We start from the raw sequence: 25499 nt of genomic DNA, 5'->3' as shown, positions 1-25499 counted from the left end.
CACCCGCCCCCGCCGGGCCCGGCCTGCGCTTCAGCTTCCCAGATACCGCAGCACCGCCAGCACCCTGCGCGAGTAGCCCTCACCTCCTGACAGTTCGAGCTTGTCGAAGATCGCGTTGATGTGTTTCTCGACGCCGCTCTGGGAAATGTGCAGCCGCTGCGCGATCGCCGCGTTGGTGTGGCCCTGCGCCATCTCGTCGAGCACGGCCCGCTCCCGCGCGGTGAGCCGGGCGAGCAGGTCGGTGTGTGTCGTGCGGCCCAGTAACTGGCGTACGACCTCCGGATCGAAGGCGGCCCGGCCGTCGGCCACCCGCTCCAGCGCGTCGAGGAACTCGTCGACCTGGACCACCCGGTCCTTGAGCAGATAGCCCACCCCTTCCGTCTCCCCCGTCAGCAGCTCCGTCGCGTACCGCTTCTCGACGTACTGCGAGAGCACCAGCACGCCGACCCGCGGCCATCGCTCGCGGATCTCCAGGGCCGCGCGCAGACCCTCGTCGGTATGGCTCGGCGGCATCCGGACATCGGCGACGACCACGTCCGGCGGGTTCTCGGCGACCGCCGTCAGCAGCGTCTCGGCGTCGCCGACGGCCGCGAGAACCTCGTGGCCCTCCTCCGCCAGCAGACGGACCAGCCCTTCCCGCAGCAGGGTCGAGTCCTCGGCCAGGATCACCCGCATGGCAGCTCCGCGGCCACGACGGTGGGCCCGCCCGGCGGGCTGAGCACGGTCAGGATCCCGTCCAGCGCGGCGACGCGCCGGGCCAGCCCGAACAGTCCGCTGCCGGCGGCGTCGGCCCCGCCGCAGCCGTCGTCCTGGACCGCCACATGCACCATCCCTTCCTCGGCGCCGCCGACGGCGACGACTATCCGGCTCGGCGCCGCGTGCTTGACCGCGTTGGTGACCGCCTCGCACACCACGAAGTAGGCCACGGTCGCGACGGCCCGCTCGGGCTCCTCGGTGAGCTGGTACTCCACCCGCACCGGCACGGAGGCCCGCTCGGCGACCGTCTCCAGCGCCGCGCGCAGCCCCGCCTCGTCCAGCGTGGTGGGGTAGATGCGCCAGGCCACCTCGCGCAGCTCGTCCAGGGCCCGGCGGCTCTCCTCGTGGGCCTGGCCCAGCAGACGGTCTCTGCGGCCGGCGTCCTGGCTGCGCCGGGCGCGGCCGAGCAGCATCCCGAGGGCGACGAGGCGCTGCTGCACCCCGTCGTGCAGGTCGCGCTCGATGCGGCGGCGCTCGTCGTGCACCGCGTCGACGACCGCGGCGCGGCTCGCTGCCAGTTCGGCGATGCGCCGCTCCAGCTCCTCCTGGTGGCGGGGCCCGAAGCACTGCCGCGCCCACTGCCCCTCCAGCCCGGCGACGCCGAATATCCCCTGCACGGCGAGGAAGAGCAGGAAGAACCCGCCGCAACTGCTCAGGGCGATCGAGGCGGGGTCGCGTATGCCGTCCACCAGGATCCAGCCGTACGTCCAGAACAGGCCGTACCCGAGGCCGATCGCCGCCGACAGCATCACGACCCCACCCAGCACGCCCAGGGCCCACCGCCACGCCACGTACCGCAGGGCCCGCAGGTCCTCGTGTGCGGGCGGGACGCGGACGTCCAGCCAGATGCGCAGCCGGGCCCGCTCCAGCTCCGCCAGTCTCCGCGCGCACACGAGGACCGGGCCGAGCACGGCACGGCGTCCGGCCGGCCAGGCGGCCACCGGCAGCAGGGCCGCACCCGCCAGGACGACGAAGGGCAGCTCGACGGCGGCCGCGGCGGCTCCCGTCATCAGGCCCACCCCGCACCGCACTCCGCGTCGCGCCATGTTTCGCATGATCGCGAGGCTAGCCGCGGTCGGGTCCGGCGCACACTGCGGAAAACCGCAATGTCCGGCTGCGGTTGGCCGCAACGGATCGTGCGGTCTTCCTCAGGGTCCCTTCAGCCTCGATTTCCTAGCGTGGTCGGCATGACAGCCATCGCAGCGCAGACGGCCGCGGACAGCGGGGCCGCACCGCAGTGGATCAACGACCTCATGGACGCGCTGGGCGCGCCGGGCGCCGGTATCGCCATCGCCCTGGAGAACCTGTTCCCTCCCCTGCCGAGCGAAGTGATCCTGCCGCTCGCCGGGTTCGCGGCGAGTTCCGGCCGGATGGACCTGCCGTCCGTCCTGCTGTGGACGACGGCGGGCTCGGTGATCGGCGCGCTCGCCCTGTACGGGATCGGGGCGCTGCTCGGCCGTGACCGGACGGTGGCGATAGCGGGACGGCTGCCGCTGGTGAAGGTGGCGGACATAGAGAAGACGGAAGCGTGGTTCCTCCGGCACGGCACCAAGGCGGTGTTCTTCGGCCGGATGATTCCGATCTTCCGGAGCCTGATCTCCGTGCCGGCCGGTGTGGAGCGGATGCGGCTGCCCGTCTTCCTGGCCCTGACCACGCTCGGCAGCGCGCTGTGGAACACCGCTTTCGTGCTCGCCGGTTACGCCCTGGGGGACAACTGGTCCCAGGTCACGCACGTGGTCTCCGCGTACTCGAAGGTGGTCCTCGCGGGGGCCGTCCTCGCGGTACTGGTGTTCATCGGGATGCGTCTGCTGCGGCCGGGGGCCGGCCGGCGCAGGAGGGGCGGGCGCGGGCGGCCCGAGGACGGGCCGCCCGCGGAGGACGCCGCCGGTCCGGCTGAGGTCACCCGGCCGGGCGGGCCGCCCGCAGGAACTCGCGCAGGATCCGCTCTCCGGCCCATACCCCCCGCTCGGGCAAGGCGCTGATGGTCGGCGCCGTCCAGCCGGTGTCGGCCAGCTCGCCGTGGCCGGGGCGCCAGCCCCGGTCGGCGGCGAGCAGCAGGTCGGCGTCGAGGAGGGAATCACCGGCCGCGAGGGTGGGGCCGGCGCCGGTACGGCGGGCGACCTCCCGCACGGCGGCGCTCTTGGTGAGCGGCTTGGGAACGGCGTAGATCTTGCGGCCCTGGAGGGACACGGTCCAGCCGCGGTTCTCGGCCCACACGGCGAGTTCCTTCACCCAGTCCACCGGCAGCAGCTCGCGTTCGACGACGAGGTAGGCGAAGAGGTCCTCGGCGATCCGGTGCTTGCGCACCCACACCGGGTCGGCGGCGGACAGGAGATGCTCGTGCACCTCGGCCAGCGGGGCGCACTCGCCGGCCAGCCGTGCGGTGACCCGCGCGTGCCAGTCGGCGTCGGTGACCCCGTCCACCAGGAGGTGGCCGCCGTTGGCACAGATCGCGTACTTCGGCGGAGGGCCGGGCAGGCTGATGCGCCGGTACTGCTCGCGCGTACGGGTCGTGGTGGGGACGAAGAGGGCCGTGTCGCCGAGTTCGGTCAGGAGCCGGGCGGCGGTCTCGGTCAGGTACGACAGCGGTTTGCCGTCGTACACCTCCACGCACAGCAGCCGGGGCGCCCGCGCGTCGGGCACGGTCAGCGCCAGGGCGGCGGCGGAGTAGATGAGCGTGCGGTCGAGGTCGCTGGCGACGAGCACCGGCATCAGGCGGTCACCGCCTTGCCGTCGGCGCCGGTCGCCCCGCGCGTGTAGCGGGGGTGGATCAGGCCGACGCAGCTGTAGGGCAGGTCGGCGACCTCTTCCACGGGCACTCCGCGCTGCTCGGCCAGCAGGCGTACGTGGTCCAGGTCGCTGCCGGCTCCGGCCCGCGCCAGCACCTTCCACGGCACCCGGCGCAGCAGTACCCGGGTGGTCTCGCCGACGCCCGGCTTGACGAGGTTGACGTCGTGGATGCCGTACTCCTCGCTGATGCGTTCCACCGCGGCCCAGCCCGCCCAGGTGGGCTCCCGGTCGGCACCGAGCAGTTCCTTGGCCCGGGTGGCGACGGTGTCCACGACCTCGGTGAAGCGGGCGGAGACGGCGTCGAGGAAGGCCGCCGACACATCGGCTCCGGCGAGTTCGCGGTAGAACTTCGCGCCGTGGAAGTCGTGCGGGCCGACGAGGTCGGCGCGGAGCACGGTGCGGGATATGAGGCCGGAGACGGTGGAGTTGAGGCAGGCGGAGGGGATGAGGAAGTCCTCGCGGGTGCCGTAGGTGCGCACGCAGGAACCGGGATCGGCCAGGACGGCGATCTCGGGGCTGAATCCGGTGATGCCGTCCGACGTCTCCAAGTCGCGCAGGGCGGCGGCGAGTTCGCGGGAGATGGCGCCCTTGCCGGTCCAGCCGTCGACAAAGACGGCGTCGGCGGGGTCGTGGCGGTCGGCCAGCCAGCGCAGCGCGTTGGCGTCGATGCCGCGCCCGCGGACGATCGACACGGCGTAGTGGGGGAGGTCGAGGCCATGGCGGAACTGCGCCCAGCGGCGCATCAGGATGCCGACGGGGGTGCCGGCGCGGGCGAGGGAGACCAGGACGGGGCGGCCGGCCCGCTCGGCGAGCACGATCTCGGTGACGGTGCCGACGGCCTGCGCGAGCCGGGCGGCGGACGCCCGCAGCGCCGCGTGGAACAGTTCCTGGTACTGCTCGCTCGGCTGGTACTCCACCGGCAGGGACTCCGCGTAGTGGGCGCCGCCGCTCTGGATGGCCTCCTCGCGCTCCTCGGTCGGCGCCTCCAGGGTCACGTCCGAGAGGTCCTGGAGCAGCCAGCCGACCTCGTCGGGTGCGTACGAGGAGAAGGCGGGGCCGCGGAGGGGCTCGGACAGCATGGCGGGCCTTTCGGGCGCGTGCGGGGACGCGGGGACGTACGAGGGCACGACCGCGAGCCTGACGTCCGGGACGTGGGCGGCGAGCTGGGCCAGCAGGCCGTCGGGCGCGTGCAGCGCGGGCGTGTCGGCCACCGAGTCGACGACGGCGACGACGGCGTCGAAGCCGGCCCCCGCCACGTTGTAGGCGTAGCGCTCGCCGGGGCCGTCGGCGGGGTCGTCGTGCGCGGGGAAGACCAGGCGGGTGCGTATGGCGTAGCCGGGATCGTCCACGGCGAGGACGGGCGAGCGGGTGGTGGTGGAGTAGCGCACCTCGGCGCCGACGATCCGCTCCAGCTCACAGGCGAGCCGCAGCGGCGCGTACATCAGCTCCTCGCAGCCGAGGACGAGGACCCGGCGGACCCCGCCGGGCAGCGCGCCGGCGACGCGGGCGGCCATGGCGGGCAGGGCGCTCTCCAGCCGCGCCCGGTGGGCGGGGGTGAACCCGTGCCGCCCGCCGTCGGGCAGTCCCGGTGGCCAGCGCAGGTCGATGCGGGGGACGGGAGGGGCGGCCGGTCCTGCGGGGCTTCCGGCGCCGTCCCGCGCCCCGGACGCCACCGCCTCGTGCCGGGCCACCAGCCGCTGTCCCTCGGCCAGCACGTCCGCGGGCAGACGGACCGTGCCGGAGGCGGACGCGACCAGGTCCACCCGGGCGCCGATCTCGCGGGCGAAGTCGTCCAGGCGGTCGGCGTCGGCGGGCGAGCGCATGTCCACCAGGGCCACCACGACGTACCGCTTGCGGGGATAGCGCTCGTGGAGGGCGCGGATGGTGTTGAGCACCGTGTTGCCCGTGGAGAACTCGTCGTCGACCAGGACCAGCGGCCCGTGGCCGGACAGCAGCGCCGGGTCCTCGGGCAGCAGCAGGTGGGAGGTGGCGTGGGAGTGGGACTCCTCGAAGCCGCCCGCCCGGGCGGCTCCGGCGACCGGGCGGCGGGTGGAGTGCAGGCAGGGGGCGGTACCCAGGCCGTCGGCGACGGAGTGGCCGAGGCCGGTGGCGGTCTCCGCGTAGCCGAGGACGACGGCCGTGCCGGCTTCCTCGGCGCCCAGCAGCTCGCGTACGCGCCGGCCGAGGGCGAAGCCGTGGTGGTAGACCACGGAAGGGGACTGCGGGACGTGCTTGCCCAGCACATTGGACACGAGCAGGTGGGACCGCTTGGGGTTGCGGCGCAGCGCGAGCCCCAGCAGGTCGGTGAGCCCGTCGTCGCCGGCCAGCTCGACACCGAGCCGCTCGGCGACCCAGCTGCCGGACCACACTCCCCGGCGCCGCCCGGCGCGCGCCTCCTCGTCCATGCTCTCGCGTCTCCCGTCGTCCACCGCGTTCACCGCGGTCACTGCGTCGTTCATGAATTCCTTGTGCTCAGTCGGACAGGCCCGCGGCGAGCAGTTCCACGAAGCCGATGTCCTCGTTGGCCACGCCGAAGACCTCGGCGCGCAGCAGCGTCCGCTCCGCCCAGGCGCGGTGCGGTTTCACCTCATTCATCTTGTTGGTGTAAGCCGACCTCAGTACACCCCCGCCGCAGCGTTCGGGCCGGAGGATGTCCTGGGCGTCGCTGAACTCCTCGTGGCTGACCACGGACAGCGCGTGCACGGGGAGCACGTGCGAGGGGTGGATGCAGGTCTTGCCCAGCAGGCCGTTGGCGTGGTCCAGGGAGATCTCCCGCAGCAGGCCGTCCATGGCGTGCTCGATCAGCTGTGCGCGCAGTTCCGCGGCCTGCACCTGGAGGAAGGGGCTCTGCCGCAGCTGCGGTTTGAACATGCGCTCCTGGACGCGGAAGTACTCCCACACCGGCCCGGTCACGGTGAAGCCGGTGCCGTCGGCCCGGCCCAGCATGTTCACCACGTCGGCGATCACGGAGGCGACGACCTGCACGTCGTATGCGGTCATGTCGGGGCCTCGGCGCAGCCCGTAGGAGGAGCAGAAGTCGGTCACGCCCAGGCGCAGCGCGAGGACCCGGTCGCGGTGCCGGTCCACCGCCCGGAAGATGCCCTCCAGGGTCTGCACGCGCGACTCCCGGTAGAGCAGCTCAGGCGACTCCAGCACCGGCATGGCGAACAGCCGCCGCCCGCACTCCGCCTCCGCGGTGGCGAGGGCCTCCAGGAAGGGTTCCCCGCGCTCCTCCGTGAATTTCGGCAGTACGAATCCGGACAGCGTCCGCACGGCCGGCCCGAGGCGGCGCACGAGGTCGGGTATCTGCCCGGGGGCGCGGACCCGGACGAACAGCAGCGGCAGATCGGCGCCGGGGCGGCGGGCGAGGTCGGTGAGCTGCTGTACGAGGTTCTCCTCGCCGGCCGGCACGTCGGCGTCGTCGATCGAGTCTTCCAGGCACAGCACCATCGAGACCACGCCGCGTCCGGCCTGCTTGAGGACGTCCTCGGCGAGCCGCGGCCGGGTGGCCGGGCTGTAGAGGGTGGCGCCGAGGGCGGCGGAGAGCAGCCGGGCCGGGGAGTCCGCGCTGAACTCGCACGGCTCCCGATGGAAGAGGCGCTTCCGCACCTCGGGGGCGATGTGCCCGAAATGACGCATATGAGCTCCCCCGTGGGATCTGGGCGGCCTGTGAACTGTCTGAAGGTGGCCGGTAATAGTACGTAGAGATGCATGTCGCGGGTTCCCGCCCGGCGTGAATTCCAGGTGTCCCGGCCGTGTCGGCGCTGCGGGCAGCGGCTGGTGGCGCCCTTCGGGTACCCGCCCCCGCGTTGTCGTGCCCAGGAACGAGAGGGCAGGATGACGGCATGACGCACGCCATGCTGAAGGGGTCGAACGTCCCGCTGGAAGCCGCGACGGTGCGCGCCGTGCTGCGCTGGACGCCCGGGCAGGGGATTCCGGACGTCGACGCTTCCGCACTGCTCCTCGGCCCCGACGACCGCGTGCGCAGCGACGAGGACTTCGTCTTCTACAACCAGCCCCGGCACCCCTCCGGGAAGGTGTGGCGGCTCGGCAAGAAGCGCGTCGCCGAGGGCCTGACCGACACGATCCAGACAGAGCTGCTCGGTGTCGAGCCCGCCGTGCGACGGATTCTGCTGGTCGCATCGGCGGACGGCGTCGCCTTCGACCAGGTCCGGGACCTGCGCATCCTGCTGTACGACGCGGCAGCCGCCGACGCCGAGCCGCTGGCGTTCTTCGACGTCACACCGGAGACGGGCGAGGAGACCGCGCTGATCTGCGGAGAGCTGTACCGGCGCGGGGACGGCTGGAAGTTCCGGGCGCTGGGTGAGGGTTACTCCAACGGCCTGGAGGGGCTGGCGACCGACTTCGGCATCTCGGTGGACGGGGCGGAGGCGGCGCAGGAGTCCCCGGCGGCCGGCCCGCCGGCATCCGCCCACCCGACGGAGCCCCAGGCACCCCGGACGCCCGCCGCCGCGGAAGCCCCGGCGCCGCCGGCGCCCGCTCCTCCGGTGCCCCAGGCGCCCGAGCCGACTCCGCCCACGGCCCCCCTGCCGCCCGTACCGCCCGTGCCGCCCGCCGTCCCGGCGCAGACCGCGGCGACGGTCTCCCGTCCGCTGCCCCCGGAGCAGCCGCCCGGCGTGCCCGCGCAGCCGGGGTACGGCTACCCGCAGCCCGCGGCGGCACCGCCGGCCTACGGCTACCCGCACCCGACCGGGGCGCCCGCGTACGGCTATCCGCAGACGCCCCCCGCGGCGACCGCCACCGGCGCGCCGTCGGGCTACGGCTATCCGCCCCCGGCCGCCCCGCCCCCGGCCGCCCCGGTGCCGGACCCCGACTTCCGGCTCCCGCCGCAGGGGCCGCAGTTCATCGGGCGCTAGGGTCTGAGACAGGGCTAAGACCCAGGCCCCGAAGGCACCGGCGAGCACGCCGGGGACGGGCACCGCCGCCCGGCTCGCGCACCGGCCCGCCGGGCGGCGAGGCAGGCCGCCCGGGCCCCGGACGGCTCACGGGCCCGGCACGCGCGGCCGGGTATGCGCGGGCGCGGCCGGGGAGGCGCTCAGCGTTCCGCCTTCGTCTTGTAGCCCCGCCCCCACTGGAGCCCCCACCCGTAGAGCCGGTCCAGCTCGCCCTGGAAGCCGTACACGAACTTCACCTCCCGGCGGACGAGGATCTCGCCCTTGACGTTTTCGATCATCACGACGGCACAGGAGCGGGCCTGCGGCTGCCGTTCGTCGATCCCGATCTCGATGCGGGGGCCGTTGCTCGGGTAGAGCGTGACGATGGCGTGCGTGCGGTCGAAGGCGGGCGTCTGGTCGTAGATGTAGGCGAAGACGAGGAGCCGTTTGATGGCGTCCCGGTGGTCGAGGTTGACGTAGATCGTCTCACCGGACCCCGAGCCGAACCGGTCGTCGCCGCTGAGCTTCACATACGGCGGCGCGTTGACGTCGCCGAAGTAGCCGCCGAGCGGCTGGACGACGCCCTTGGAGCCGTCCTGGAGCTCGTAGAGGCAGCCGAGGTCGAGGTCGACGTCGACCATGCTCTGGCTGTGGCCGAGGACCTGCGGCGGCTTGAGCGCCTTGAGGGGATGGCGCAGCAGGCTCTCGCGCCGGGAGCCGGTGATGTCGGAGGTCCGCATCCGCCAGGCCAGGTTGATACGCAGATGGCCGGTGGCCGCGCCCTGTTTGGACAGGGAGACCTGGCCGTTCCGTTTGGTCAGTTCGATGGCGGTGCCGGCCGCGCCGCCCGAGTCGAACTCGGTCCCGCGACCGCGCCACAGCCCGTCCAAGAAGCCCATTCCCGCCCCCACCTTCGCTCGACCGACCGCGGGCCCGCGCGGCCCGCGTGCACCTTCGTGTCCGCGGGACGGCGCGCGCCCCGCGGCCCCGGACGCCGACGGGGCGGCCGGCGAGGAGTCGTCCTCGACGTCCGCCCCGCACAGAGCGTTCCTCACCCGGGCCCGGTTCACACCGGCGGCCGCGGCTCACCGGAGGCGAACCGGGCCCGGGATGCGGCGTTCTCACACTCCGGAGGAGACCTCCGGCTTCTCACCCGAGCCGGCCGCCTCGGCCGCCGCGAGCGCGCGGTTGCGACGGACGGAGGACCAGAAGGAGGCGCCGATCAGGACGACGCCGATGAGGCCGGTGACGAACTCGTTGATCTCGTACTGGATGGTGACCAGGAGGACCAGGGCGAGGGCGCCGATGGCGTAGTGGGCGCCGTGCTCCAGGTAGACGTACTCGTCGAGGGTGCCCTCACGGACCAGGTAGACGGTGAGCGACCGGACGTACATGGCGCCGATGCCGAGGCCGAGCGCCATCAGGACGATGTCGTTGGTGATGGCGAAGGCGCCGATCACGCCGTCGAAGGAGAAGGACGCGTCCAGGACCTCCAGGTAGAGGAACATGAAGAACGCGGCCTTGCCGGCCAGGGCGACCGCCGACTTGGGCTTGCCGGCGCGCACCGCCTGTTCCTCGGCCTCGTGCTCGCGCTCCTCCTCCTCTTCGAGCTTGTCCTCGAAGAAGCCGGAGAGACCGCCGACGACCATGTACGTGATCAGACCGGCGATGCCGGACAGCAGGACCGTCTCCGCCTTGTCGACATGGGTGCCGCCGTGCTGGTGGGCGTGGGTCGCGAAGGTCATCGCGGAGATGAGCAGCACGATCAGGGCGATGCAGACCGACAGCATGTCGACCCTGCCCAGCTTGGCCAGCGGGCGCTCCAGCCAGCCGAGCCACTTGATGTCCCGGTCCTCGAAGATGAAGTCGAGGAAGATCATCAGCAGGAACATGCCGCCGAAGGCGGCGATCGCCGGGTGGGCGTCCGTCACCAGCTCCTGGTAACGGTCCTTGTCGGTGAGCGCGAGGTCGACGGCCTCGATCGGCCCGAGCTGGGCGCTCATCGCGACGATCACGACGGGGAAGACCAGCCGCATACCGAAGACGGCGATCAGGATGCCGATCGTGAGGAAGATCTTCTGCCAGAAGGCATTCATCTTCTTCAGGATTCCGGCGTTGACGACCGCGTTGTCGAAGGACAGCGAGATCTCGAGGACGGAGAGGATCGCCACGACACCGAAGGCGGCCCACCCCCCGTACAAGACCGCCGCGACAAGGCCGAGCGCGGTGACCGCGAACGACCAGCCGAAGGTTTTCAGAACCACTGGCTACCCAATCCCTTGTGTACGGGCCTACGGGCCTCCCCCGCGCCGTACCCGGCTTTACGAAACGTTGACTCCGAAGTCTAGAGCGATGCCTCGCAGGCCGGACGCGTACCCCTGTCCCACGGCCCGGAACTTCCACTCGCCCTGGTGGCGGTAGAGCTCGCCGAAGATCATCGCGGTCTCGGTGGAGGCGTCCTCGCTCAGGTCGTAACGGGCGAGCTCCTGCCCGTCGGCCTGGTTGACGACCCGGATGAAGGCGTTGGCGACCTGCCCGAAGGTCTGCCCGCGCTCGTCGGCCATATGGATGGAGACGGGGAATACGATCTTGTCGCACCGGTCGGGTACGCGGGACAGGTCGACCAGGATCGACTCGTCGTCGCCGTCGCCCTCGCCGGTGAGGTTGTCGCCGGTGTGCTCGACGGAGCCGTCCGGGCTGGTGAGCTGGTTGTAGAAGACGAACCACTCGTCGCCCAGCACCCGGCCGCCGCCGCAGACCAGGGCGCTGGCGTCGAGGTCGAAGGGGGCTCCGGTGGTGGAGCGCGCGTCCCAGCCGAGGCCGACCATCACCTGAGTGAGGTTCGGCGCGGCCTTGGACAGGGAGACGTTGCCTCCCTTGGCAAGCGTGACGCCCATGTCTGCTGTCCCTCCCCGTGCGGTGCTTCCTGGGTTTCCTGCGCGTCCGGCGCCGCACGCACACGCGCGGCGCCGGACGGTGAGGCGGACGGACCGGACGTCAGACGTTGACGCCGAAGTCCTGGGCGATGCCCCGCAGGCCGGAGGCGTAGCCCTGGCCGATGGCGCGGAACTTCCACTCGGCGCCGTGGCGGTACAGCTCGCCGAAGACCATGGCGGTCTCCGTGGAGGCGTCCTCGCTGAGGTCGTAGCGGGCGATCTCGGCGCCGCCGGCCTGGTTCACCACGCGGATGAAGGCGTTGCGGACCTGGCCGAAGGACTGCTGGCGGTTCTCGGCGTCGTAGATGGAGACCGGGAAGACGATCTTCTCGACGTCGGCCGGGACCGCCGCGAGGTCGACCTTGATCTGCTCGTCGTCGCCCTCGCCCTCACCGGTGAGGTTGTCGCCGGTGTGCTCGACGGAGCCCTCCGGGCTCTTGAGGTTGTTGAAGAAGATGAAGTGCTGGTCGCTGGCGACCTTGCCGGAGCTGTTCAGCAGCAGCGCGCTCGCGTCGAGGTCGAAGTCGGTGCCGGTCGTGGTGCGGACGTCCCACCCCAGACCGACGATGACCGCGGTCAGGCCGGGGGCCTCCTTGGTCAGCGATACGTTGCCGCCCTTGCTGAGGCTGACTCCCACGAGTCCTCCCTTGGTTACCGGGGCGGGAAGCCCCTGAGTTGCGTCGAATGCCGGATCAACGAATCGATCCTAGTGACGGGTTCCCGCCCCCCGCAGTCCCTGCGGCCGACGGGTCACAGGGTGTCGAGCGCCTTCACGTACTCGTTCAGGTCACGCGCGTCCGGCAGAGCGTTGACGACGGTCCAGCGGACGACGCCCTCCTTGTCGATGATGAAGGTGCCGCGGACGGCGCAGCCCTTGTCCTCGTCGAAGACGCCGTACGCGCGCGAGACGTTGCCGTGCGGCCAGAAGTCGCTGAGCAGCGGGTACTCCAGCCCCTCCTGCTCGGCGAAGACGCGCAGGGTGTGGATGGAGTCGTTGGAGACGGCGAGCACCTGGGTGTCGCGGTCGGAGAACCGCGGGAGGTTGTCCCGCACCTCGCACAGTTCGCCCGTGCAGACGCCGGTGAACGCGAAGGGGTAGAAGAGCAGCACCACGTTCTTGTCGCCGCGGAAGTCGGACAGCTTCACGGTGGCGCCGTGGTTGTCCTTGAGCTCGAAATCGGGGGCCTTGTCGCCGACCTGGATGGCCATCGCCGTGTTGATCCCTTCGTCAGGAGCGTTCGCTGGGAACACCCTACGCAGGGGCCGCCCACGGCCGGCGGACGGGCCGATCGTCGTCGGCCCGTCCGGTGCTGGACGGACGGCGTCGGGTCTACCGCTTGGACTTGGCGGCCTTCGGGGTCGCCAGCCGGCTGCCGCTCCAGTCCTTGCCGACGCTGACGCTCTTGGACGCCGTCAGCCCCGCCGTGGTCGCGGCTTCCGAGATGTCGCTCGGCTCCACATAGCCGGCCCGGCCGGTCTTCGGCGTGAGGAGCAGGATCGCCCCGCCTTCCTCGATGTACGTGGTGGCATCCACCAGCGCATCCGTCAGGTCGCCGTCGTCATCACGGAACCACAGCACAACGGCGTCGGCCACGTCGTCGTAGTCCTCGTCCATCAGGTCGCCCTCGATGGCTTCCTCGATGGCTTCACGGAGCTCCTGGTCCACGTCGTCGTCGTAGCCGATCTCCTGGACCACCTGCCCGGGCTGGAACCCCAGCCTGGCGGCAGGGTTCGTCCGCTCCTCCGCGTGGTCCGCGGTCGCGCTCACGGGTTGCCTCCTGATCATGTCTTGGTGAGTATCTCAGCCACGCGCGTGCGCGAAGCATTGGCCGTAGTCCACACGGGCGGGACGGATCGCGCAAGTACCCGGCCGTCCAGACCGCCGAAACGGTGACGATCCTGGCCGTGTCACCGCAACTTCAGGCACACCGCCACGGGCAGAGGTGACGTACACCACACCTTTCTGCCCTGTTTGCGCGGATGGGAACCATCCGTGGGTACGAGATCCGAATGAGTGTGTCATGCCGCCGGACCCCATTGGTTACCTCTCGGTACAGATGACGTGTCCCTCCCCCGAGGTACACGATGGGGATCGGTGCAGGCATACCGAACAGTGGTCCTCCGAAAGGTAAGGAACAGCGTGGCTTCCGCATCCGATCGCAGCCCGATCATCATTGGCGGCCTTCCGAGCCAGGTCCCTGACTTCGACCCCGAGGAAACCCGGGAGTGGCTCGACTCCCTCGACGCGGCCGTGGACGAGCGCGGGCGCGAGCGGGCCCGTTACCTGATGCTGCGGCTGATCGAGCGGGCCCGCGAGAGGCGCGTGGCCGTGCCCGAGATGCGCAGCACGGACTACGTCAACACCATCGCCACCAAGGACGAGCCGTTCTTCCCCGGCAACGAGGAGATCGAGCGCAAGATCCTCAACGCCACCCGCTGGAACGCGGCCGTGATGGTCTCGCGCGCGCAGCGGCCGGGCATCGGCGTCGGCGGCCACATCGCCACCTTCGCCTCCTCCGCCTCGCTGTACGACGTCGGCTTCAACCACTTCTTCCGCGGCAAGGACGGGGGCGACGGCGGCGACCAGATCTTCTTCCAGGGCCACGCCTCACCGGGCATCTACGCGCGCGCGTACCTGCTGGACCGGCTCAGCGAGCGGCATCTCGACGGCTTCCGCCAGGAGAAGTCGAAGGCGCCGTACGCGCTGTCGTCGTACCCGCACCCGCGCTCCATGCCGGACTTCTGGGAGTTCCCCACCGTCTCGATGGGCCTCGGTCCCATCGGCGCGATCTACCAGGCGCGCATGAACCGCTATCTGCACGCGCGCGGGATCGCGGACACCTCCCGGTCGCACGTGTGGGCGTTCCTCGGCGACGGCGAGATGGACGAGCCGGAGTCGCTCGGCCAGCTCACCCTCGCCGCCCGCGAGGGCCTGGACAACCTGACCTTCGTCGTCAACTGCAACCTCCAGCGGCTCGACGGCCCGGTCCGCGGCAACGGCAAGATCATCCAGGAGCTGGAGTCGGTCTTCCGGGGCGCCGGCTGGAACGTGATCAAGCTGATCTGGGACCGCACCTGGGACCCGCTGCTGGCTCGGGACCGCGACGGCATCCTCGTCAACCGGATGAACACGACGCCGGACGGCCAGTTCCAGACGTACGCCACCGAGTCCGGCGCCTACATCCGCGACCACTTCTTCGGCGACGACCAGCGGCTGCGCGCGATGGTCGAGAACATGACCGACGACCAGATCCTGCACTTGGGCCGGGGCGGTCACGACCACCGCAAGATCTACGCGGCGTACAAGGCGGCGGTCGAGCACAAGGGCCAGCCGACGGTCATCCTCGCCAAGACGGTCAAGGGCTGGACGCTGGGACCCAACTTCGAGGGCCGCAACGCCACCCACCAGATGAAGAAGCTGACGGTCGACGACCTCAAGCGCTTCCGCGACCGCCTGCACCTGCCGATCTCCGACAAGGAGCTGGAGTCCGGCCTGCCGCCGTACTACCACCCGGGCCGGGACTCGGAGGAGATCCAGTACATGCACGACCGCCGCAGGAGCCTCGGCGGCTATGTGCCCACCCGCGTCGTGCGCGCGAAGCCCCTGGCGCTCCCCGGCGAGGCGACGTACGCGACCGTGAAGAAGGGCTCGGGCCAGCAGTCCATCGCCACCACGATGGCCTTCGTCCGCCTGCTGAAGGACCTCATGCGGGACAAGGAGATCGGCCAGCGGTTCGTACTGATCGCGCCCGACGAGTACCGCACCTTCGGCATGGACTCCTTCTTCCCGAGCGCGAAGATCTACAACCCGCTGGGCCAGCAGTACGAGGCGGTGGACCGCGACCTCCTCCTCGCCTACAAGGAGGCCCCCAACGGCCAGATGCTGCACGACGGCATCTCGGAGGCGGGCTGTACGGCGTCCCTCATCGCCGCGGGTTCGTCCTACGCGACACACGGCGAACCGCTCATCCCGGTGTACGTCTTCTACTCGATGTTCGGTTTCCAGCGCACCGGTGACCAGTTCTGGCAGATGGCCGACCAGCTGGCGCGCGGTTTCGTCCTGGGCGCGACCGCGGGCCGCACCACCCTCACCGGTGAGGGCCTCCAGCACGCCGACGGGCACTCCCAGCTCCTGGCGTCCACCAACCCCGCCTGTGTGGCCTACGACCCGGCCTTCGCCTTCGAGATCGCGCACATCGTGCGGGACGGCCTGCGCCGGATGTACGGCGGTTCCCCTGATCACCCGCACGGCGAGGACGTCTTCTACTACCTCACCGTCTACAACGAGCCGATCCAGCACCCGGCCGAGCCGGAGAACGTGGACGTCGAGGGCATCCTGAAGGGCGTCTACCGCTTCAGCGAGGGCACCTCCGGGGCGGTCCCGGCGCAGATCATGGCGTCCGGCGTGGCGCTGCCCTGGGCTCTGGAGGCCCAGGGGATCCTCGCCGAGGACTGGAACGTGCGCGCCGACGTCTGGTCGGCGACCTCCTGGAACGAGCTGCGGCGCGAGGCGGTGGCCTGCGAGGAGCACAACCTGCTGCACCCGGAGGAGGAGCAGCGGGTGCCGTACGTGACGCGGAAGCTCAGCGGCGCCCAAGGTCCGTTCGTGGCCGTGTCCGACTGGATGCGTTCGGTTCCGGACCAGATCGCGCGCTGGGTGCCGGGCACGTACCAGTCGCTGGGCGCGGACGGCTTCGGCTTCGCCGACACCCGCGGGGCGGCCCGCCGCTTCTTCCACATCGACGCCCAGTCGATCGTGGTCGCGGTCCTGACCGAACTGGCCCGCGAGGGCAAGGTCGACCGGTCGGTACTGAAGCAGGCCATCGACCGCTATCAGGTGCTGGACGTGACGGCGGCGGATCCGGGGGCGGCCGGCGGTGACGCGTAGGAAATCCGGGCGCCGGGGTGACGCCGGGCTGGATCACTGCCCGGCGTCACGGTGACCGCCGAGGTGGGACGCGCAACCCGGCGCTACCGCGGCACCGCCCGCGCCCACCCGTGCCGCCCTGGGGGCACCTCCCAGGCCGTTCAGGCACTGGGGGGGGAAGCACGACTGCCCGCGGGTTAGCGGCTCCGCGCCCACCCGCGTCCGGAAGTGGACCGGCGTCACGGTGACCGCCGGAGCCGGTCGCGCGGCCCGGCGCTACCGCGGCACCGCCCGCGCCCACCCGTGCCGCCCTGGGGGCACCTCCCAGGCCGTTCAGGCACTGGGGGAGGCACGACTGCCCGCGGGTGGTCGGCTTCGCGCGCCGCCCCCGGAGTGGGCGTGCCACCCGCGGGCGCGCGCGGCGGGGAGGGGCGTGTCGGGGGGTGGCCGCCCGCAGCGGTTGGCGCGTCAACCCCGGAATGTTCTTGACCGACCGATTCCGCGCCGTTCCGAGGACGGGCACCCGCCGGCGCGACCCGCCCCACCCACCACGCGAAGGCGCTACGCGCACCCCCACCGGACCCGCACAGGCGCCGCAGGCATCACAACGCACGAACCCGGACAGGCGCCGCAGGCACCCCGCACCCCCGTCGGCGGTGATCAGAGCACCGCGCCCCCCGGCCCGGCCGCCCCGGCCAGCCAGACGAGGGCCAGGAGCGTGTCGATGGCGCCCAGGACCAAGGCGATCACGGCCGGTGCCGGGCGGGGGCCCGCCCAGGTGCGGCCCATGGCGAGCCAGCCGCACACGAGCGCCACCGGGCCGAGGACAATCCCCAGCACGAAGAATCCGGCGACGGCGCACACGACTCCGGCCACGGCGAGAGTCGCGCGATCCGGCCCGTTCCGTAACCCCGTCCGGCCACGTGAACGAGGGTTCCCGCGCGTGCCCTGCCCGAAGCTCACCATCATCAACTCCCGGAACACTCCGTGTCATTGACGCGAGTACCCCGGACTTCGCGACTCATCCGAAGTTCCGGGGACGACACTCCCGGACACGAAACTCCCGGACACGACGCTTCCGGGGATGACACTCCCGGACACGACACCCCCGGGCACGACGCCGGCCGCGCGCTGCCCCCCTCCAGCAGCGCGCCGCAGCTCCGTCAGCCTCCATGCACTCCGGAGGACTTGACCCACTGTGACCCGCGGCGCCCACCGAAGGGCAGGGTTCGCCCACGCTGTCACCCTGATAGGTGAACCAGACCCGGCACCGTTTCCGGCACCCCGTCAGATGTGCCCGACGCCCGCTCCGGCCCCGGCGTTCTCCCCGCGCTTGGTGAGCAACGCGACCAGGACCGCCGCCACGGCGACCCCGGCGGCGACGAGCGACGCCAGGCTCATGCCGGAGATGAACGTGTCGTGCGCCACCTCGGTGATCTTCGCGGCGACCGGCTCCGGCGTCCCCTGCGCCACCGGCGCCACGCCGACCTGCACGGCCTCGGACGCCTGACCCGCCTGCTCCGGCGTCAGCGGCGGAAGCCCCGCGCCGGCCCAGTTCCCGGGCAGGTCGCTCTCGACCTTGGAGGCCATCACGGCGCCCAGCACGGCCGTACCGAGGCTGCCGCCGATCTGCATGGCGGCCTGCTGGAGGCCGCCCGCCACGCCCGACAGCTCCATCGGCGCGTTGCCGACGATGACCTCGGTCGCGCCGACCATGACGGGCGCGAGGCCGAGACCCAGCAGGGCGAACCAGAGCGACATGGCCGCGCCGCCGGTGTCCGTGTCCAGCGTCGACATGCCGTACATGGCGATGGCGGTGAGCGCCATGCCGCCGGCCAGCGGAACACGGGGCCCGGCCTTGGTGATCAGCGCACCCGCGAGCGGGGAGCCGACGATCATCATGCCGGTGAGCGGCAGCAGGTGCAGACCGGCGTCGACCGGGCTCATGCCGTGCACGTTCTGCAGATAGAAGGTGACGAAGAACAGGCCGCCCAGGAAGGCGATGGCCATCAGGACCATCAGCACGACACCCGCCGACAGCGGTACGGAGCGGAACAGCGCCAGCGGGATCAGCGGCTCCTTCACCTTCGTCTCCCACAGGGCGAAGAGCGCGAAGCCCGCCACGGACGCCAGGACGAACGTCCACGTCCAGCCGGCGCCCCAGCCCCACTCAGGGGCCTTGATCAGGGCCCAGACCAGGCAGAACATCGCGGCCGACAGCAGCGCGATGCCGAGGACGTCGAAGGAGCGCGGAGCGTTCTCGGCACGGTGGTCGAGCAGGATCATCACACCGAGGACGACGGCGAGGACACCGACCGGCACATTGATGAAGAACACCGACTGCCAGTTGACGTGCTCGACGAGCACACCGCCGAGGATGGGGCCGCCCGCGGTGGACGCCCCGATGACCATGCCCCAGATACCGATGGCCATGTTCAGCTTCTCGGCCGAGAAGGTGGCCCGCAGCAGGCCGAGCGCGGCCGGCATCAGCAGCGCGCCGAACAGGCCCTGGAAGACACGGAAGACGATGACCAGCGCGATGCTGTCGGACAGCCCGATGGCCCCGGAGGCGGCGGCGAAGCCGACGACGCCGATGAGAAAGGTCTGCCGGTGACCGAAGCGGTCACCGAGCTTGCCCGCGGTGATCAGGGAGACCGCGAGGGCGAGGAAGTAGGCGTTGGTGATCCACTGCACCTCCGCGAAGGTGGCGCCGAGGTCGCTGGCGATGGCCGGGTTGGCGATGGCCACGATGGTGCCGTCGAGGGCCACCATCATGACCCCGAACGCGACGGTGATGAGCGTGACCCACGGATGGCCGCGCAGCCCCTTGGCCGGCGCCTTGCCCGACGGGGCAGTTGATGCCTTGTCCCCCGGCCCCGTCGTGTCAATGGTGGTCTGACTAGTCATACAGTGGAGGCTAGTGACAGTCACTGACAATTGACAAACCAATTCACAAGTCGGTAACTGACAGGTCACTCCCCTATAGCCTGAACGGGGAGAAACAGTTCGTCCGAGAGGCCCGGAAACCGTTGAAGGCAGCAGAAGCGGCGGAGCCGGCGGGCGCCCTGCGGCCCGCCGGCACCGCGAAGCCCGCAGGCGGCCCGTGCGCGGGGCGCCGCCCCGGCCTGCGCGAGCGCAAGAAACAGCGCACCCGGGACGCGCTGCTGCGGGCCGCCCTGGAGCTGTTCACCGCGCGCGGGTACGAGCGGACGACCGTCGACGAGATCGCCGAGGCCGTCGATGTCTCGCAGCGCACCTTCTTCCGCTACTTCGCCAGCAAGGAGGAGGCCGCGTTCTTCGTGTCGCGGCTCGCGGAGGCGCGCTTCGTCGACGCGGTGCGCGCCCGCCCTCCGGGCGAACCGCCCCTGGAGGCGCTGCGGCAGTCCCTGGCGGAGAGCTGGGCCTCGATCGGGGAGGCCATCGGGCAACTGGTACCGCTGGAGCTGCACATACGCTTCTACCAGGTGATCGAGTCGACGCCCGCCCTGCTCGCCGCCCATCTGCGGCGCGCGACGGAGCTGGAGGAGGAGATCGCGCGCGTCATAGCCGAACGGGAGGGCCTGGACGTGGACGCCGACCCGCGCCCGCGCGTGGTGGTGGCCGCCTTCGGCGCGGTGATACGGGTCACGGAACGGATCTGGTCGGCCAGAGGCGAGGCCACCCTGGGGGCGCTGCGCGATCTGACCGCGGCCTACCTCGACCAGGTGGAGCCGTCACTGACCGGGAACTGGCGCACGGACTGACCCCTTCGGCGTGATCGAAACGTGACAACGGTCACTTGGCTCACGCGAGACCGTCTCGTTCTCCTAGTGTGTCCTCCCAGTGACTTCCTTCGACACCTCCCCGCACCTGTTCGACACCTCTCCCCAGCTGAACGCGTGGCGTGCGCTGCTCGCCCTCGCGGTGGTGTTCGTGATGCTGGCGACCACCGGCTGGACCGCCCTGCGCACCCAGCGGGAAGCCACGCCGCTGGCCGCCTCGGTCAGCGCCTGGGAGCACGGCCGGATCGACGGCCGCCGGCTGCCCGACGCGCGGACGGCCCCGGCCCGGCTGGCGCGCTTCTTCGCCTCGCTCACCGAGGGGCAGCGGGCGTACCTCGCCCGCCGCTACCCGCTCGCGGTGGGCAATATGAACGGCGCCCCCGTCGAGCTGCGCTACCGCGCCAACCGCGTCGCGCTCGGCCAGGCCCGCCGCGCCGAACTGAAGCGGATGCGCGACAGCCGGCTGAGCCCGGCCGGGCAGCGGGAGGCGGGCCGCCGCACGCACCGCCTGGAGTCGCTGCTGCGACCCGGTCGGCACATCCTCGCCTTCGACCCGGAGGGCTCCGGCCGCGTCGCGGAGGTCTTCGGGGACCTGGGCCGCGCCGACCGCGTGTCCGTGGTCGTCCCCGGCGTCGACACCGACCTGCTCACCTTCCAGCGCTCCGAGCGCAAGTACGCGGCGCCTTCCGGCATGGCCGAGTCGCTGTACGCGGCCGAGCGCCGGGTGAGCCCGTCGACCCGCACGGCCGTGATCGCCTGGGCCGACTACACCGCGCCCAGCGGGCTGGGCGTGGACGCGGCCACGGCGATGCGCGCCGACGCCGGGGCCGTCCGGCTGAACGCCTTGGTGCGCGCGCTGCCGGGGGACGCGCCCGTCTCGCTGTTCTGCCACAGCTACGGCTCGGTGGTGTGCGGCCGGGCCGCTCGCACGCTGCCCGCCCGGGTCACCGACATCACGGTGGCCGGCAGCCCCGGCATGCGCGCGGCCTCGGCGTCCCAGCTGCGCACCTCGGCCCGGGTGTGGGCGATGCGGGACGCCGACGACTGGATCCAGGACGTGCCGTACCTGGAGGTCGGCGGGCTGGGCCACGGCGCCGACCCGGTCTCCGCGGCCTTCGGGGCGCGGGTCCTGTCGGCGCGCGGCGCCGAGGGGCACAGCGGTTACTTCGCCCCGGGGACCGAGAGCCTGGCGAACTTCGCCGAGATCGGCGTCGGCTCATACCGTTCCCTGGCCTGCGCCCATGAAAGTGGCACATGCCATGCCGATTTGTCCGCCGCGACGTCGGCCGGACGCGCGTAGCGGCGGAGAAACTGCGGTGTGCGCGAGGAGGGGACGAAGAAGCCCGTGACGCATACGATGAGCCGCATGGGTGACGTACTGGCCGGATTTCATGCCACCTGGGAGTTCGAGTCCGACTCCGTGCTCATCCGTTACGAACGGGGGATACGGACACCGAAGCTGCTACAGGTACTGGGGGAACGCCGGGTCCCCCACCAGGCGCTCGCCGACGTCACGCTGACGCCCGGCAGACGCGGCACCGTGGTGCTGCGCGCCGAGCCGCGCCCCGGCGCCGACCCGCTGCTGGAGGCGGCGGCGGGACAGCTCAAGGAGGCGTGCGACCCGTACCGGCTGGTGCTGCCGGCCGAGCGGGAGACGCTCGCCGAGTACTACGCCGACGAGCTGCGGGCGCGGCTCACCGAGGACGGCCCGGCCGAACGCCACCTGGTGGCCGCGCCACAGCCGCCGCGGCGGTTCAAGGCGTACGACGGGAAGGCGTCCTTCGACGGCACGTCGGTGTTCTTCCGGTGGTTCTGGACCGGCGCCTCGTCGGCGAAGTGGAAGGCCGGTGACCAGACGTTCGCGGTCACCGACCTGGCCGGGGTGGAGTGGCGCTCCCCGGAGGTGTTCGAGGGGTATCTGCGGCTGCTGCGGCGCGACGGGGCCGTCCCGCCCGCGCAGGCCGACCAGGATCCGGCGGCGGTGGTGTTCGGGCTCGGCTACGGGCCGGTGCACGAGTCGCTGCCGTTCGCCGCCGCGGTGCTGGCGGCGGTCCGGGACCGCGGCCCGGTGGCCGCGGTCCCGGTGGCGGTCTCCCGCCGTGACCCCGCCGACATCGCCGAGCGCATCCGTCACCTCGGCGAACTGCATCAGGCGGGGCTGGTGACGGACGAGGAGTTCTCCGCCAAGAAGGCCGAGTTGCTGGCCGAACTGTGACCGCCCGGCCCCGCGCCCGCCCCGCCCGGCGCACGAGGGTCAGCTCACTCCCGTCCCGCCGAGGTGAAGGCCATGTCGGCGTACCGGTCCCCGGCCACCTGGCCGGCGATCGGGTCCAGCAGCGCCAGCTGATCCTCCGTCAAGGCGATGCGCGTGGCCGCCGCGTTCTCCGCCACCCGCTCCGGCCGGCGGGTGCCCGGGATCGGCACCACCGGCAGGCCGTGCGCCGCCGCCCGCTGCTGCGCCCAGGCCAGCGCGATCTGCCCGAGGGTGGCGCCGTGGGCCTCGGCCACGGCGCGCACCGGCTCCAGCAGCGCCGCGTTGGCGGCGGCGTTGTCCCCGGTGAACCGGGGCTGCTGCCGGCGGAAGTCGTCGGGGGTCAGGTCCTTCTCGGCCTGGACGAACGACCCGGTCAGAAAGCCCCGGCCCAGCGGCGAGTACGGCACGAGGGCCACGCCCAGCTCGCGGGCGGCCGGCACCACCTTCGCCTCGATGTCCCGGCTGAACAGCGACCACTCCGACTGCACGGCGGCGATCGGGTGCACGGCGTGCGCGGCCCGCAGCTCGCCGGCGGTGACCTCGCTCAGCCCGAGGTGCTTGACCTTGCCTTCGCGCACCAGCTCCGCCATGGTGCCGACGCTCTCCTCGATCGGGACGTTCACATCCCGCCGGTGCATGTAGTAGAGGTCGATCACGTCGACGCCGAGGCGTTCGAGGCTGGCTTCGACGGCCCGGCGGATGTAGGGCGGGTCGTTGCGGATGATCCGCTTGGTCGGGTCGTCCGGCGGGATCGCCAGGGCGAACTTGGTGGCGATGACGACCTCGTCGCGGTGCGCCTTGAAGAACGGCGCCAGGAACCGCTCGTTCTCCCCCTGTCCGTAGGCGTCCGCCGTGTCGTACAGCGTGACGCCGAGTTCGAGCGCCCGTTCCAGGGTCGCCCGGGAGGCGTCGGCGTCCGCCGGTCCGTAGGCGAAGCTCATGCCCATGCAGCCCAGACCCTGGACGCCCACCTCGGGACCGTCCGTGCCCAGCCTCACCTTCGCGATCGTGCCGTCCGTCATCGGGACCTCTCCGACGCCAGGGCCCGCCCGGCGTCCGCGTAGAAACTGATCTTCCGGTCGAGCACGGCGAGCGTGCCCTGGAGTTCGGTGATCCTGGCCAGGACGTCCTCCCTGGTCGCCTTCAGCAGCGCGAAGCGCTCGGCGTAGGTGTGGTCGCCCGCGCGCACCAGTTCGGCGTACCGCACCATGTCCGCGACCGGCATGCCGGTCAGCCGCAACTTGCCGACGAGGTCGAGCCAGTCCAGGTCGCAGTTGCGATAGCGGCGCTGGCCGGTGTGCGACCGGTCGATGTGCGGCATCAGGCCGATCCGCTCGTACCAGCGCAGGGTGTGCGCGGTCAGGCCGGTGAGGGCGGCGACCTCACTGATCGTGTACCTGTCCTGCCCGTCCGGGCGCCGGTTCCCCTGGGGCAGCCCGGCGCAGCCGCCGGCCCGGGTGGTCGTGGTCTCCGTCACCGTCATGGCCACCACGCTAGAACCTTCGAGTGCGCTCCAAGCAAGAACGGGAGGCGGAAAACGCGCGGACGCGCGACGCGGAGGCCGGCCGGCGCGCGGGTCCATGAGCCTCGTACGCCGTGCGGTGCCCGGGGACGCCGGGGAAGTCCCGCGTCTGCGACAGGTGGGACCGGCTCCATGGCCGCCGCGTCCGGGGCACCCGGGACCCCGACCCCTCGATGCGGCTGCGCCTGTGAGCCGCTTAGGCTCACAGGCATGTCCTTGAAGAGCCTTGCGTTGATCGAGAACTGGCCGGTTCCCGCCGCCGCGGCGGGTGTCGTACGGGCGGACGGCACGGTCCTGGGGGTGCACGGCCCGGCCGGGCGGCGGTTCCCGCTCGCCTCGGTCACCAAGCCGCTCGCCGCGTACGCGGCCCTGGTCGCGTACGAGGAGGGCGCGATCGAGCTGGACGAGCCCGCCGGGCCGCCCGGCGCGACGGTCCGGCACCTGCTCGCCCACACCTCCGGTCTCGCCTTCGACGAGCACCGGGTCACCGCCCCGCCCGGCGAGCGGCGGCTGTACTCCAACGCCGGTTTCGAGCAGCTCGGTGACCACATCGCGAGGGCGGCGGAGATCCCGTTCGCCGAGTACCTGCGGCAGGCGGTGCTGGAGCCGCTGGGCATGGCGTCCACCGCACTGGAGGGCTCCCCCGCGAAGGACGGCGTCTCCACGGTGGAGGACCTGCTGCGGTTCGCGGCCGAGGTGCAGGCGCCGCGCCTGCTGGACCCGCGCACGGTCGCCGACGCGATGACGGTGCAGTACCCGGGCACCAAGGGCGTGCTGCCCGGCTACGGCCACCAGAACCCCAACGACTGGGGCCTCGGCTTCGAGATCCGCGACGGCAAGTCCCCGCACTGGACGGGCGCGTCGTCCTCGCCGGGCACCTTCGGGCACTTCGGGCAGTCCGGTACGTTCCTGTGGATCGATCCGGACGCCGGCGCGGCCTGCGTGGCGCTCACCGACCGGGCGTTCGGCCCCTGGGCGACCGAGGCGTGGCCGGCGTTCACCGACGCGGTCCTCGCCGAGCTCCCGGGCATTTCCTAGGACATCTCCCACACCAGCAGTTCGGCCCGCGTCACCGCCACCGCGTCCACGCCCCGGGCGTCCGTGACGCGGGCCGCGTCGCCCGCGCCCAGCTCCGCGCCGTCCAGCCGTACCGTGCCGCGCACCACGTGGACGTACACATACGCCCCGTCCGGCACCGCCCACCGCTCCCCCGCGGCCGGCCGGCGCACGTGCAGGACCGCGCCGGCCGCGGGGACGGCGTACGGGGTGGCGTCGGCGATGCCGCGGACGACCTCGTAGGACGGGTCGCCGTCCGGGTCCCGGGGGGCCAGCCACATCTGCACGAACGTCAGGGGCGCGGGACCGTCGTTGCGTTCGGCGTGCCGCACGCCGCCCGCCGCGCTGAGCCGCTGCACGTCCCCGGGGCGGACGGCCGTCTCGCGCCCGGTGCTGTCCCGGTGGGTCAGCTCCCCCTCGACCACCCATGTGACGATCTCGGTGTGGCGGTGCGGGTGCTCGTCGAAGCCGGCGCCCGGTGCCAGGCGCTCCTCGTTGCAGGCGATCAGGGCGCCGAAGCGCACATTGGCGGGGTCGTAGTGGGGGCCGAAGGAGAAGGCGTGCCGGGTCTCGATCCCGGCTGCCCGCTCGCCCCCCGGGTAGCGCTCCTCGGCGCGGCGTACGTCGATCACGGCGTCCACCGTAGACCCGGCGGCACGCCC

General features: G+C 72.0%; 23 protein-coding genes. 7 read left to right on the top strand and 16 right to left on the bottom strand.

The features are described from left to right. Window positions 1-30: 30 nt before the first annotated feature. Together AB0L74_RS01160 and AB0L74_RS01155 are read right to left on the bottom strand one after the other, a co-directional pair. Window positions 31-675, bottom strand: a complete 645-nt coding sequence (locus tag AB0L74_RS01160; protein ID WP_365644093.1) for a response regulator transcription factor — start codon at window positions 673-675, stop codon at window positions 31-33. Beyond that, entirely contained in the window at window positions 666-1811 is a 1146-nt protein-coding gene (locus AB0L74_RS01155) for a histidine kinase (protein ID WP_365644090.1), read from the bottom strand. Before AB0L74_RS01155 ends, AB0L74_RS01160 begins: the two co-directional genes overlap by 10 nt. 132 nt (window positions 1812-1943) lie before the next feature. Here AB0L74_RS01155 and AB0L74_RS01150 point away from each other — a divergent pair, with 132 nt between their 5' ends. Then, window positions 1944-2738, top strand: a complete 795-nt coding sequence (locus tag AB0L74_RS01150) for a DedA family protein (protein ID WP_365644087.1) — start codon at window positions 1944-1946, stop codon at window positions 2736-2738. Here the strand turns inward: AB0L74_RS01150 and AB0L74_RS01145 are convergent. The 3 genes from AB0L74_RS01145 to AB0L74_RS01135 all read right to left on the bottom strand — a co-directional run bounded on the left by AB0L74_RS01145 (window position 2656) and on the right by AB0L74_RS01135 (window position 7185). Further along, on the bottom strand, window positions 2656-3468 hold the full coding sequence (locus AB0L74_RS01145; protein WP_365644085.1) for an HAD family hydrolase: 813 nt from the start codon (window positions 3466-3468) through the stop codon (window positions 2656-2658). The genes AB0L74_RS01150 and AB0L74_RS01145 overlap by 83 nt on opposite strands. Then, window positions 3468-5951, bottom strand: coding sequence for a phosphoribosyltransferase (locus tag AB0L74_RS01140; protein WP_365644477.1), 2484 nt, complete (start codon window positions 5949-5951; stop codon window positions 3468-3470). Before AB0L74_RS01140 ends, AB0L74_RS01145 begins: the two co-directional genes overlap by 1 nt. 67 nt (window positions 5952-6018) lie before the next feature. Then, window positions 6019-7185 carry an HpcH/HpaI aldolase/citrate lyase family protein gene (locus tag AB0L74_RS01135; protein WP_365644083.1) on the bottom strand — a complete coding sequence of 389 codons (1167 nt, stop codon included), beginning with the start codon at window positions 7183-7185 and terminating at the stop codon, window positions 6019-6021. A gap of 206 nt (window positions 7186-7391) precedes the next feature. On the opposite strand from AB0L74_RS01135, the gene AB0L74_RS01130 reads away from it, so the two are divergent. Continuing rightward, window positions 7392-8423: a TerD family protein gene (locus AB0L74_RS01130; protein ID WP_365644081.1), complete on the top strand. Its 1032-nt coding sequence runs from the start codon at window positions 7392-7394 to the stop codon at window positions 8421-8423. 179 nt (window positions 8424-8602) lie between these two features. Here AB0L74_RS01130 and AB0L74_RS01125 read toward each other — a convergent pair whose 3' ends face one another. The 6 genes from AB0L74_RS01125 to AB0L74_RS01100 form a co-directional block, all read right to left on the bottom strand. Next, window positions 8603-9340 (bottom strand): Tellurium resistance, encoded by a 738-nt coding sequence (locus tag AB0L74_RS01125; protein WP_365644079.1) that lies wholly within the window; start codon window positions 9338-9340, stop codon window positions 8603-8605. A 222-nt stretch (window positions 9341-9562) separates the two neighbouring features. Next, on the bottom strand, window positions 9563-10705 hold the full coding sequence (locus AB0L74_RS01120) for a DUF475 domain-containing protein (RefSeq protein ID WP_365644077.1): 1143 nt from the start codon (window positions 10703-10705) through the stop codon (window positions 9563-9565). 57 nt (window positions 10706-10762) lie between these two features. After that, window positions 10763-11338, bottom strand: a complete 576-nt coding sequence (locus AB0L74_RS01115) for a TerD family protein (RefSeq protein WP_365644075.1) — start codon at window positions 11336-11338, stop codon at window positions 10763-10765. 100 nt (window positions 11339-11438) lie between these two features. Further along, window positions 11439-12014: a calcium homeostasis/redox stress adaptation protein gene (locus AB0L74_RS01110; RefSeq protein WP_365644072.1), complete on the bottom strand. Its 576-nt coding sequence runs from the start codon at window positions 12012-12014 to the stop codon at window positions 11439-11441. A gap of 113 nt (window positions 12015-12127) precedes the next feature. Further along, on the bottom strand, window positions 12128-12586 hold the full coding sequence (locus AB0L74_RS01105; protein ID WP_365644070.1) for a peroxiredoxin: 459 nt from the start codon (window positions 12584-12586) through the stop codon (window positions 12128-12130). A 121-nt stretch (window positions 12587-12707) separates the two neighbouring features. Beyond that, entirely contained in the window at window positions 12708-13145 is a 438-nt protein-coding gene (locus AB0L74_RS01100; RefSeq protein ID WP_029384739.1) for a DUF3052 domain-containing protein, read from the bottom strand. A 372-nt stretch (window positions 13146-13517) separates the two neighbouring features. On the opposite strand from AB0L74_RS01100, the gene aceE reads away from it, so the two are divergent. Then, window positions 13518-16265, top strand: a complete 2748-nt coding sequence (gene aceE / locus AB0L74_RS01095) for a pyruvate dehydrogenase (acetyl-transferring), homodimeric type (protein ID WP_365644066.1) — start codon at window positions 13518-13520, stop codon at window positions 16263-16265. Between the two features lie 639 nt (window positions 16266-16904). Here the strand turns inward: aceE and AB0L74_RS01090 are convergent. Both AB0L74_RS01090 and AB0L74_RS01085 read right to left on the bottom strand, forming a co-directional pair. Next, entirely contained in the window at window positions 16905-17213 is a 309-nt protein-coding gene (locus AB0L74_RS01090; RefSeq protein WP_365644474.1) for a small hydrophobic protein, read from the bottom strand. 318 nt (window positions 17214-17531) lie between these two features. Continuing rightward, window positions 17532-19151: an MFS transporter gene (locus tag AB0L74_RS01085; protein WP_365644063.1), complete on the bottom strand. Its 1620-nt coding sequence runs from the start codon at window positions 19149-19151 to the stop codon at window positions 17532-17534. Window positions 19152-19309: 158 nt separating this feature from the next. On the opposite strand from AB0L74_RS01085, the gene AB0L74_RS01080 reads away from it, so the two are divergent. The 3 genes from AB0L74_RS01080 to AB0L74_RS01070 all read left to right on the top strand — a co-directional run bounded on the left by AB0L74_RS01080 (window position 19310) and on the right by AB0L74_RS01070 (window position 22220). Then, window positions 19310-19987, top strand: coding sequence for a TetR family transcriptional regulator (locus AB0L74_RS01080; RefSeq protein ID WP_365644471.1), 678 nt, complete (start codon window positions 19310-19312; stop codon window positions 19985-19987). Between the two features lie 79 nt (window positions 19988-20066). Further along, complete coding sequence (locus tag AB0L74_RS01075; protein WP_365644060.1) at window positions 20067-21305, top strand: alpha/beta hydrolase; 1239 nt, start codon at window positions 20067-20069, stop codon at window positions 21303-21305. Between the two features lie 66 nt (window positions 21306-21371). Next, on the top strand, window positions 21372-22220 hold the full coding sequence (locus AB0L74_RS01070; protein WP_365644057.1) for a DUF4429 domain-containing protein: 849 nt from the start codon (window positions 21372-21374) through the stop codon (window positions 22218-22220). A 44-nt stretch (window positions 22221-22264) separates the two neighbouring features. Here AB0L74_RS01070 and AB0L74_RS01065 read toward each other — a convergent pair whose 3' ends face one another. Together AB0L74_RS01065 and AB0L74_RS01060 are read right to left on the bottom strand one after the other, a co-directional pair. Continuing rightward, window positions 22265-23281: an aldo/keto reductase gene (locus tag AB0L74_RS01065; RefSeq protein WP_365644054.1), complete on the bottom strand. Its 1017-nt coding sequence runs from the start codon at window positions 23279-23281 to the stop codon at window positions 22265-22267. Beyond that, the gene (locus AB0L74_RS01060) at window positions 23278-23742 is read right to left on the bottom strand and encodes a MerR family transcriptional regulator (protein WP_365644051.1); all 465 of its coding nucleotides are present in this window, start codon (window positions 23740-23742) and stop codon (window positions 23278-23280) included. The genes AB0L74_RS01065 and AB0L74_RS01060 overlap by 4 nt, the downstream gene beginning before the upstream one ends. Before the next feature lie 249 nt (window positions 23743-23991). Between AB0L74_RS01060 and AB0L74_RS01055 the strand changes: the two genes are divergently transcribed. Then, window positions 23992-24819: a serine hydrolase domain-containing protein gene (locus tag AB0L74_RS01055; protein WP_365644048.1), complete on the top strand. Its 828-nt coding sequence runs from the start codon at window positions 23992-23994 to the stop codon at window positions 24817-24819. Here the strand turns inward: AB0L74_RS01055 and AB0L74_RS01050 are convergent. Next, window positions 24816-25478, bottom strand: coding sequence for a pirin family protein (locus AB0L74_RS01050; RefSeq protein WP_365644045.1), 663 nt, complete (start codon window positions 25476-25478; stop codon window positions 24816-24818). The two genes, AB0L74_RS01055 and AB0L74_RS01050, sit on opposite strands and share 4 nt — an antisense overlap. Between the last annotated feature and the right edge of the window lie 21 nt (window positions 25479-25499).

Source organism: Streptomyces sp. NPDC052020 (assembly GCF_040680575.1).
GTDB lineage: Bacteria > Actinomycetota > Actinomycetes > Streptomycetales > Streptomycetaceae > Streptomyces.
The sequence above is the reverse complement of the archived record's forward strand: the minus strand, read 5'-3'. Positions and strand labels throughout refer to the sequence as shown.